The following is an 11266-nucleotide window of genomic DNA, read 5'->3' on the forward strand; positions in this document are numbered from 1 at the left end:
AGAATGGGTAACAGCCAGTTAAAAATAACGATCCTTGGCTGTTATGCCGCTACTCCCAGAAGTTTCACTAATCCAACCTCCCAAGTACTTGAGATTAAAAGCAATCTTTTTCTAATTGACTGTGGGGAAGGTACTCAGGTAGCTTTGCGTAAGAATAAAATTAAGTTCTCCAGGATCAAGCATGTATTTATCTCCCATCTTCACGGTGATCACGTCTTTGGGCTGGTAGGACTTGTCTCTACATTTTCCTTACTGAACCGGGAAACTGAACTTCACATTCATGGACCCAAAGGCATTAAGAAATTTATTACCGTACAACTTCAACTAAGTGGTGCATGGACTAAATACCCATTAATCTTTCATGAACTAAGCTCTAAGCATTCAGAGGTCGTTTTGGAAGATGAAGAAGTTACCGTAAGTACAATTCCTTTGAAACATAGAGTCTATACCAATGGATTCCTATTTCAAGAAAAGCTAGGTGATCGAAAGCTATTATTAGATGAAGCCCAGCAAAAAAACATTCATTATACGCTATTTAAAAGTTTAAAAAAGGGCAAGGATGTCACTTCGGAAGATGGCATCCTTATAAAAAATGATTTGGTCACTGAAGATCCGGCCGCACCTTTATCCTATGCTTTTTGCAGTGATACAGTGTATGATCCTGAAATAGTTCCATTAATCCAGGAAGTGTCTGCTCTTTATCATGAATCAACATTTCTAGAAAGCGAAGCGGCGCTCGCAGCTCCTACGAAGCATAGCACTGCAAAACAAGCCGCTAAAATTGCTAAACTTGCCCGGGTAGGAAAGCTTGTTCTTGGACACTATTCTACTCGCTATGGAGATATTAATAAATTTAAGGAGGAAGCTATCACTGTTTTCCCAAACGTGATTTTGGGCGACGACGGACAAGAAATAACCGTTGAATAACTCTCCATTATTTTTCGAGACACGTCTTTAATCGACATACATCCAGATAATTAGACGTAAATTCCTACAGTTTATGTTAAATATTATATATAATTACTGGAAATTATAGCGGTAGATGTTTTTCATCGATATAATATGTACATTTATCATCCCAATCTAAATGAACCTCTATTATGACGAAATTTTATTCACACGGGATAATCTTGATTTTATGTACTCTATTTCTTACATCTTGTTCCAAGGATAATTCTGAAGATGATGTAACCGGGTATGATCAAACTGTAACCAGTCGTGCTTCTTATGAATATAGTGCACTGGAAGTTGAGATTTTAGAAGATCTTAATATTTATAGAAAAGCTAATGGGTTGAGTGAATTGCAGCCACTTGCTGAAGGTTCAGTTGAATCTGAAGATCATAATTACTACATGATAGATGCAGGTGCGGTTAGCCATGATAACTTTTCTGATAGAGCTTCCTATTTAATGAATGCAGTAGGGGCGAGTAAGGTAGGAGAAAATGTAGGTTATGGATATAGAACTTCTGAAGCAGTGATTAATGCATGGCTAAAGAGTAGAGGACATAAGGATAATATTGAAGGAAATTATACTCATTTTGGAATATCTGTTAGACAGGATGCGGAAGGAAAAAATTATTTCACGAACATATTTGTAAAAAAATAGTACAATATATACACCCCCCAAATCTAAAAGGGAACAGGCTAGAGGCTGTTCCCTTTTTTTATTTCTCAATTAAATTTTAGCATCTATAAATCAATGATGCATTACTGAATTACGGCTGGGATACGATCAATATACATCTTCTGAAAGTCGGCATTATTCATCCCGCTTTCGCCAAGAAGCTTAATTTCCATTCTGTTTACTTTTGTCTTAGAAATGCTGGTTCGTCCCAGAATGCTATTGATGGCAATTTCCAGAAGAGGTTCTGAAGGTTCGCCAAGAACTCCAAGATTATTCAGATCCTCAATATACTCTACATCCGGTTGTAACCCATTGATGTAATCTGAATTACCATCCACATTAATCGATTTGAATACCAGTGGCTGCATAGCATAAGTATGGTTTTCACTGGCACCTTCTCTAGTGTAGTCATCACTATCATAAAGGGTCACTGAAGCCTGGAATTTTCCTGCCGTACGATCTCCGATCTGGTTTACGGTAATATATGGATCAAGCCCATTGATGATAAGTTCGCTGGCAGATGCACTGGACCTTGATGTTAGTACATAAACTTCAGATAAGTTCAAGCTGTTTATCGATGAACCGCTTCTAACATTTCCTTCAAATCTATTTAGTAAAGCTTCAGGATTCTGAGCTTCATAGTAGGTTTGATATTTATCATTCCACTGCTCCTGCATAAAGATCTCTCCTTCGAATTGTCCGGTGATCATGCTGGCCAGGTCAACGGCAGATTGCACAGAACCGCCACCATTGTATCTTAGATCTACCACCAAGTCTGTAACGCCGTTGGCCTGAAATTCAGCGAATACTGCATTGAGATCATCATCGAAGCTTGCCGTAAAGCCATTGTACATCAGGTAGCCAATTTTTCTACCATCTATATTCAACGTTTTAGCAATATATACCGGGTTTTCGGTATATGCATCATCAGTTAGATTCACAACCTGATCTGTGACAATGATTTGGTTCTCCTGGACGTAAGCAACGTTGATGCTAAAACTATCCTGACTTATAAGTTCCATAAAATTTGAAGAGGTCAATTGCTGACCATCAATTTCAGTAAATACAGTACCACGGGTCAAACCTGCTTCATCTGCAGATGTTCCGGGTAACACATATCGTATAAAACCAAAAACAAAATCTGAATTAGAGATCTGCCCAATACCATACTTGATACCAGTAGCTCCACTCATTCCTTCAAATCTTTCCTCAAGTTCATTATAATCATCAGTTATGAAGCTGAATCTGTCAAAATCTGCAGTTAGATCATCGAAGAGAGATTCTGGTGAAGACGCTTCTGCAAGAAATTCTGTTTTTTCCGTTGTGGTTGAGAAATAATTATCTGCAAGTTCCGGAACATCCTCTTTATATAGATAGATCTCGTTTAGACCATTATAGACAAAGCTTTCTACCTCTATAGCTTCATCAACAGGATCTTCATTCTCATCGATAACATTTTCAGGAAGATTGGGATTTCTTTCGGTAGGTGTTTCTTCTTTCTCACAGGAAGTAAGAATTCCAAAACTGAAAAGAAAGATCACTATTTTACTTTTTATACTCATGTGTTTCATTCTTATGGTGGTACAACGTGTAAAACTCACTAATTGTGCCATTTTTGTTCATTAATATCTACGAGAAATGATGAGATCCGGTTTAATTTTAAATTTTTAGATATCAAAAATGATTTATGAGTAGGATGAGATAACACTTAGGAGAGTAATAATAGTAATTTAAAGAGGTATCTAAAATGAGCTGGACGAGAAACTCTAAAAGATTTAATTTAGCGCAAATAGTTATCTATTAACGAATTAAGCCAGAAAAATTAGTTAAAGTAAATCTAAGTTATCGTTCAGAACATATGATAAGTTCTATATTACGAAAACCAAAAAAATCAAGGAAATATGAAAAGAATTTTACTATTGAGTTTGATAGCATTCTTCGGATTAACATCCGGAAATACTAATGCTCAAACTGTTAAATTAATTGTTACTTCTACTAGTGACGATACGAACGCAAGAGACGCCAATCCTGGAGACGGAATATGCGAAGACAACAACGGCAGATGTACTCTAAGAGCTGCTGTGGATGAAGCAAATGCAAGTTCAGGTAAGGATGTAATCATCGTGATTCCCGGCTTACTTCCGGGTTCGAACTCGGGGAAATTTACCTTAAGTCGTGTGGCTCCAAACGTAGCCTTCAATACTTACGAAGATGACAATGCCTACGGAGATCTTGATATTAACGGAGATTTTAATACGTTAACTCTTCAAGGAACTGGGACTCCGGGTCCTTCAATTTCAGTAAGTCCAAATGACAGAATCCTAGATATAGTTTCTGGTGGAACTGTATATGTAGAAAGAATACAATTTTCCGGTGGTACCGCACGTGCCGGACGAAATGGAAATCCTGATAATTTAGGATCTTATGGAATTGATGGGGAAGACGGAGCCGATGGTGGTGCAATGAGAATTAATGATGGTCAAGTCGTAAAGATGGATCAGGTTACTTTCAATTCGAACTTCACTCAAAGTGGAGGAAACGGCACAGCACCCGCTAGTTCAATATCACTTATTAATGGTGGTAATGGTGGTAGCGGTGGAAACGGCGGCGCTATTTATATAGGAATTGGTGCCGATGTAGAAATTAACCGTGGAACTTTTTCTGGAAACGGTACCGGTGATGGTGGGAGTCCAGCATCGGGTCAAAGTAACGGAGATCCGGCCGAAGGTGGTCGTGGTGGAAATGGCGGAAATGGTGGTGCAATATATAGTGCAGGCTCATTACGATTATTAAATTGTACTATTACTGCCAATAATGGTGGTGATCCAACTAGCGGAGCTGCAGGGGTTAACGGTGGAGATCGCGGAGAAGATGGTGAAGGAGGATCTGGTGGAGCCATTGCCCTTTCAAGATATATCGATGGTGAGCAGGTTGTGGAAGGAACAGCTACTTTGCTCAATAATATTATCGCTGGAAACACAGCCGGGGATGATACTAGTGATGGAACACAACCGGGTACGGATTTTTATGATAACAAAGGTGGTAAACGTTTTACTTCTGAAGGTTATAATCTTATTGGAACCAAAAACGCATCCGGTGCTTTTAGAACTAAAACTGGTGATGTTATAGGTAATGGTAAGAAAGGTATCGATCCATTGTTGAATGGTTTGAATCAAAATGATAATGAGGCTGTACCTACCAGAGAACCTAGAGCTAATAGTCCAGCTGTAAATTCAGGAACCAGCACGATGGATAATAATTTTGATGCAAGAGGTTTTCTGAGACCTGCAGATGGCCAGGCAGATAAAGGCGCTCACGAAAGAGAGTCTGAGCCATTTGTAACCGAATTTGAAATTTCAGATTTTAATGTTACAGATAATGATGGCGAATTCGTTACAATTACTAACACCAGTAACTATCCAGCACAAATGGATGATCATGTCCTGGTAGCTTTTCCGAGAGATTACGATGAAGGTGGCTCAAGTTGTCTATCTAACAATTTATACGGAGAACTTGCACCGGGAGAGACTTTTACAGTTGCAGATCCTGGAGTGGAATCTAAATTCCATGAGCTACTTTTAGATGCTGTTGGAACCAATTGTGGGTCGAGTGCAACAGATCAATTTGATGATCCTAGAGGTGCTATAGCATTATATAAAGGTGGAGCTGCTAGCTTTCAAGGATTTGTTCTAGGGAACTATGAGGTATCTAGAAAAGCCTTGGTCGAATATGTTGGTGAGGAAACATCTAGTGATAGTGATGATAGTACAACTAGCAGGACTTTGAGAGAAACCTCCGGTGTGGAATTCAAAGCATATCCGAATCCTAGTAGTGACAGAGTAGAAATTAGTTTTTATGCTTCACAGAAGGCAAATTATAAGCTTAGGCTTTTTGACATGAATGGAAGACAGTTATTTAATAAGAACATTAAGGTCTCCAAAGTAGGCGATCGAACAGAGGAATTACATTTAAAAGATTATCCCAAAGGGATGTATATCGTTCAGATTGTAACTCCTGAAGGAAAGTTATCCAAATCTGTAGTTCGTAAATAAAATTAAGGATTATATTAAAAAGCTCCATCAGAAATTGATGGAGCTTTTTTTATATGCGTTTTTGGAGATTTTTCTAATTGATTAGTGAGATTTGCTGACTCTAGTAGTAGAGGAAGTAAAAATGGTAGAATGCTTTACAAGTTTAATTGCAGCAGTCTGCTTAAATCATATGCGGAAATCTAGGAAAATGGTATCTGTGAATAATCGCGATTTAATGAGAAGATTAATTTTCGCAGACTCAAGTGTTTTGAAGGTATAATGTTTTGCCATTCAGTGATCAATCGAAATCTATAAAATCGAAAAAGGTTCAGGCTAGAGGCTGAACCTTTTTCTTTTCAAATCGATTTGTTGGGGTCGATTTATTCATCATATCAACTTTTGTCGATACCCCAGCTTCGATTCTGGTAGGGTCTTAAAATATCTTATTTTGATTCTTTCATTTCAACAACACTAAACATAGATCGTCTGTTTAGTTGGTGATCTTTTTCTGAACATCTATCGCAGTCAATCGCCGGTTTATTCTCACCATAGCCTTTGTATTCCTGAATTCTATCTTCAGCTATGCCTTTAGCAACCAGGTAGTCGAAGGTTGATTTAGCTCTACGTTCGGCCAGTTTTTCGTTATACGCATCTGTTCCTCTACGGTCTGTATGAGAACCAATTGCTATTACGAGTTCTGGATACTCATCCTTCATTAAGGCTACAAGTTTATCCAGCTCTTGTGCTGCATCTGGCCTTATATTCGATTTGTCGAAGTCAAAATATATATTGTCAATTTCAGCCAGATATTCAACGTCCTTAACTGGGTTTAGCTGAATATCATATTTCAGAGTATCAATTTCATCACTCTCTCTGGTATCTATAATTCCTTTAAAAGTTTCGTATCTAATCTCTTTTGCTTCAACTGGAAACTCTAGATTTCGGTCAATTTCAGTCTCGTAATAACCTTCTTCATTTGTTTCGAGAAATGCAAGTTCCTCACCATTTTCATCCATGATTCTAACTGTTGCAGAACTTATTGGATTTCCATTTATAGCATCAGATACTGTTCCTGCAACCACTAAAGGATTCATCTTGTTAAAAACGAAAATATTATCATTATCTCCTTCCCGGTTACTTGAAATATAACCTTCTTTAGAATCTTCCACCTGGAAATAAGCGAAGTCATCAAGACTACTATTAATGGTCTCTCCAAGATTCTCTACAGTTTCACTTCCTTCTTCTAATCTGAAGATATCGAATAAACCTAAGCCGGCATGTCCATTAGAAGAGAAGTAAAGAGTACCATCAGTATCCATAAACGGAAAGGTCTCATCAAATTCTGTATTTACGGGCGCTCCAAGATTTTCTACAGAGCCATATGTGTTGTCTTCATTGATCGCTACTTTATAGATATCTGTTCCCCCATTTCCATTGGGCATATCTGAAGTAAAATAAAGTGTTTTGCCATCTCTAGACAAGGAAGGGTGACCAATGGAATATTCATTGCTATTAAAAGGTAATTCCTTTACGTCCATCCATGTACCATTGGTGCTGGTAGCTGAATACAATTTTAAGTGATTCGTTTTATCCTTATCTCTTTTTCCTTCCTTATTTCCGAAGTAATTATTTCTGGTAAAATATATAGTACTGCCATCTGGAGAAACTACTGCTGGACCATCGTGAAGTTTGGTATTAATATCACCCTGAATAGGCATAATGTTCCCTGTTTCTGAATCCATCACATAAATATCCAGAAATGGTTCCCCATTCCAGCTATACGTTTTCCCTTTTACGTCTACATCCTGAGCTCTGGCGGAAACAAAATAGATCGTTCCATCCATCTCGAATACTCCAAAATCACTAACTTCAGAATTGAAATCTGCTTGCTGAAGTTTATAAGTCGCCATGCTCTTAAATTCATCCTTATTCAGCATGGATTGTATTCCATCAGAATCTCTTCCAGTTTCGAGGTATCGTTTTAAGAAAGTTCTGGACTCATCATATCGCTTAACTCCGCGAAGAGCCTGTGCATACTTATAGTAATATTCTGGAGATATAGTCGTGTCTTCAATAACATCTCCGTAATAAAATACTGCATTTTCAGGACTTCTTAGCATCATATATGCATCACCCAAACGAGTTGAATTATAAGTGACGTTATATTCATCTTCAATTAGATCCTTGTAAACTTCAGTAGCTTCAAGATAAGCGAAGTCTTTGTATAGCCTGTCTGCTTTTTTTTGTTTTCCACTTTGCGCCTGCATCCCAAGGGAACAGATAAAGATAGAAAGGAAAAATATATAGTAGTTTTTCATAATCTATAGACTTTGGTTAGAAGAAACGTGGAGATTTGTATCTGGTATTTTTAAATCTGAATTCGTAAATAAGAATGAATTCATGAGATCCTGAAGTATATGGCTGAATATCTGAAATTGAATATTCATACGCATAACCTGCTCTGAAGCCTGGAAATAACTGCACATCCAGAAAAGCTCCAATGGCATCATCTATTCTGTAATTTGCTCCCAGGTAAAACTTCTCATTTAATATAGCTGTAGCCGTCATGTCTACTGAAAGCGGTGCTCCCTGAGTGGCCTTCACCAGAGTGGAAGGCCGTAGTTTCAGGTTGTCGCTTAGATCAAATACATAACCAGCTGTTAAGTAATAATGCACTTGTTCCAGTGCTCGAAACTCGTCAAGTTCATTGTTATCTTTATTGATCAGTTTTGGAGCAGATAAACCAACATACCAGTTCTGTGCTGAGAGATAAGCACCCGCTCCAAAGTTTGGTGTCCATCTATTGAAGTCATCTGCAAAAAATGGATCTGTTCCAATAGTAGGATCATCCAGACCATAGTAATACGCGCCAGCCTTAAGTCCCAGTCTTAAAGACACATCTGCACTTAGGTCTACCCTATAAGAGAAGTCACCATAAACAAAAGTGGTATTTTCATCACCAATCTTATCATTGATAACCGATAATCCTAAACCGATCTTATCATTTCGCAATGGCGAGTTGATAGAGAGCGTTTGTGTTACCGGTGCTCCATCCACACCAACCCATTGGTTTCGGTTAAGTGCAGTAATGGAGAACCCATCTCTACTACCTGCATAGGCAGGGTTGATAGATACCGTGTTATACATGTATTGAGTAAACTGAGGGAGCTGCTGCGAAAATCCTGGGGCCGCAACAAATAGCATTAATATAATTAGATAAACTTTTTTCATGGTTTCCCTTTTTTATTTAGTTCCTAAGTAAATATAACCTTGAATTGGTTCGAAGTTACCTTCTCTTATTTCCAGAACATAGAAGTATGTTCCTGATGGCAATTGATTTGAGCTTGTGAATGACGAGTCTGAGTATCCATCCCAGTTATTCTGGTAGTTTTTAGCATCGAATACTTTAGCACCCCATCTATTAAATATCTTAAGATCATATGTGAATCCACATGCAATGTCTGTATCTATGGTAAAGAAATCGTTGATGTTATCACCATTTGGAGTTACTGCTTTAGAGATGCTATCTCTTACATCTTCCACACTACAGTCTAAAACTACACAGTCATCGTTGATCATTACGGTTACAAATGTACTTTTCGGACAAATCCCTTCGATTTGCAATTCGAAAGTATATGTTCCAAGTTCCAAAGAGCCTGGAGTTACAAATCCGTTTTCAAGTGCTCCGGTGTTATCTGTATCTATCCAGGTTCCAACATCTTCATTATCTGCAATTAGATCGAAAAGATTGAAAGCTGAATCATCGATACAAAGATCAACCACTCCATTATCGATTAGTACAATATCTTCTGCTACTGGTTCAGCTAAAACTATCGTAGTAAGATCAGATAATTGACCAAACTCATCCTGAGCAACAACATCATAAGTACCCGGACTCAAGTTTGTAAATATCCCGGTCGCCTGATAGGTTTCACCATCTATGCTATAAGTTAATCCATTTTGAACGTCTACGGTGATCGTTCCTGTTGGTTCTGAACAGCTCGGTTGAACCACATCTACTTCAGGAGCAGCCGGTGGAGCTGGAGCAGGTTCTTCTTCAACGGTCACTGTAAAGCTACATTCTGAAGTATTTCCAGCGGCGTCAGTTACTTCAAAAGTAATCGTGGTTACACCTAAAGGAAACTCTTCACCGGAAGCGATACCATTAGTCATAGTGATAGTCTCTCCAGAACAGTTATCGGTCGTTTCAGCCACACTATATTCCACTATACTGCTTTCTATCCCGAAGCCAACTGTTACGCTGATATTCTCCGGACACTCTATTACAGGAGGTTCATTATCAATCACCGTTACAGTGAAAGTAGAAGTTGAAGTATTTCCGTTACTATCGGTCGCTGTGTAAGTCACGGTTGTAGTTCCAACCGGGAATTCACTTCCAGAGTCCATGCCTTCGGTCAAAGTAACTTCGGCTAATTCGCAATTATCTGTAGCAGTAGGAGCTTCATAGGACACAACAGCGCCACATATTCCGGTATCATTATTAACGGTTATGTTCTCTAAGGGTTCCAGTTCCGGTGATTGATCATCAGTTACAACAATATCGAATGAACATTCAGAAGTATTTCCTGCAGCATCGGTGACAGTGAATGTTACAGTTGTTGTTCCTACAGGGAAGGTTTCTCCAGAAGCCAGACCAGCAGTTTGAGATACTGTAAATTCTCCAGAATTATCAGATACCTGAGGTGTTTCAAATTCAACAACAGCACCACAAATATCCTCATCATTGCTTATTTGGATATCATCCTGGCAAACGATCGTTGGATCTTCGTTGTCTTCAACTGTTACAGTAAAGCTACATTCTGAAGTATTTCCAGCAGCATCGGTAGCTGTAAAGGTTATGGTGGTAGTTCCAATCTCGAATTGAGATCCGGAAACCGGTCCGCCAGTTTGTTCTACAGTCACCTCGCAATTATCGGTTGCAGTTGCATCGTCAAAATCTACTACTGCATAAGAAACGCCAGTTTCAGTATCGATGGTGATATTCGCAGGACAGCTTATTTCAGGTGCCTTGTTATCATTTACGGTTACCGTAAAGCTTTCGGTAGTGGTATTTCCAGAGATATCGGTTACAGTATAAGTAACGGTGGTAGTACCAACTGGGAATTGAGATCCTGAAGTAAGACCTTCGGTAACTTCAACAGATTCCAGTTCACAATTATCAGTTACTCCAATCATTCCGAAGTCTACAACAGCGCCACATACTCCAGTATCATTATTAACTGTAATGTTCTCCATTTCTTCCACTACAGGAGCTTCAGAATCTGTTACGATCACATCAAAGCTACAGAAGCTTGTGTTTCCAGCGGCATCGGTAGCAGTAAAGCTTACCGTCGTATTTCCTACAGGAAATGTTTCCCCTGAAGAAGGACCGCTAGTTTGCTCTAAGCTTACATCACCAGAATTATCAGCTATTTCAGGAAGCGTGAAGCTTATAGCTGCGCCGCATATACCTGGATCATTTTGCTGATTTATAGTTTCAGGGCAAACGATCGTTGGATCTTCGTTGTCTTCAACTGTTACAGTAAAGCTACATTCTGAAGTATTTCCAGCAGCATCGGTAGCTGTAAAGGTTATGGTGGTAGTTCCAAT

7 protein-coding genes are annotated in these 11266 nt (G+C 38.7%); 3 read left to right on the forward strand and 4 right to left on the reverse strand.

Annotation, left to right across the window (positions count from 1 at the left end; translation table 11 throughout):
- Positions 1-3 precede the first annotated feature (3 nt).
- Entirely contained in the window at positions 4-927 is a 924-nt protein-coding gene (locus ACNI3T_RS00310; protein ID WP_418226105.1) for a ribonuclease Z, read from the forward strand.
- A gap of 173 nt (positions 928-1100) precedes the next feature.
- Positions 1101-1607, forward strand: coding sequence for a CAP domain-containing protein (locus ACNI3T_RS00315; RefSeq protein WP_418226106.1), 507 nt, complete (start codon positions 1101-1103; stop codon positions 1605-1607).
- Between the two features lie 101 nt (positions 1608-1708).
- Here ACNI3T_RS00315 and ACNI3T_RS00320 read toward each other — a convergent pair whose 3' ends face one another.
- Entirely contained in the window at positions 1709-3187 is a 1479-nt protein-coding gene (locus ACNI3T_RS00320) for a S41 family peptidase (RefSeq protein WP_418226107.1), read from the reverse strand.
- A gap of 339 nt (positions 3188-3526) precedes the next feature.
- On the opposite strand from ACNI3T_RS00320, the gene ACNI3T_RS00325 reads away from it, so the two are divergent.
- A complete protein-coding gene (locus ACNI3T_RS00325; protein ID WP_418226108.1) occupies positions 3527-5677 on the forward strand; it encodes a T9SS type A sorting domain-containing protein in 2151 nt (716 codons plus the stop codon).
- 422 nt (positions 5678-6099) lie between these two features.
- Here ACNI3T_RS00325 and ACNI3T_RS00330 read toward each other — a convergent pair whose 3' ends face one another.
- The 3 genes from ACNI3T_RS00330 to ACNI3T_RS00340 form a co-directional block, all read right to left on the reverse strand.
- Positions 6100-7974, reverse strand: a complete 1875-nt coding sequence (locus ACNI3T_RS00330) for an OmpA family protein (RefSeq protein WP_418226109.1) — start codon at positions 7972-7974, stop codon at positions 6100-6102.
- A gap of 16 nt (positions 7975-7990) precedes the next feature.
- Positions 7991-8887 carry a PorP/SprF family type IX secretion system membrane protein gene (locus ACNI3T_RS00335; protein ID WP_418226110.1) on the reverse strand — a complete coding sequence of 299 codons (897 nt, stop codon included), beginning with the start codon at positions 8885-8887 and terminating at the stop codon, positions 7991-7993.
- Between the two features lie 12 nt (positions 8888-8899).
- Positions 8900-11266: HYR domain-containing protein (locus tag ACNI3T_RS00340; protein WP_418226111.1), on the reverse strand; the 2367-nt coding region annotated here is incomplete at its 5' end.

This window comes from Christiangramia qingdaonensis, from assembly GCF_048381525.1.
In the GTDB taxonomy this organism is placed as follows: domain Bacteria; phylum Bacteroidota; class Bacteroidia; order Flavobacteriales; family Flavobacteriaceae; genus Christiangramia.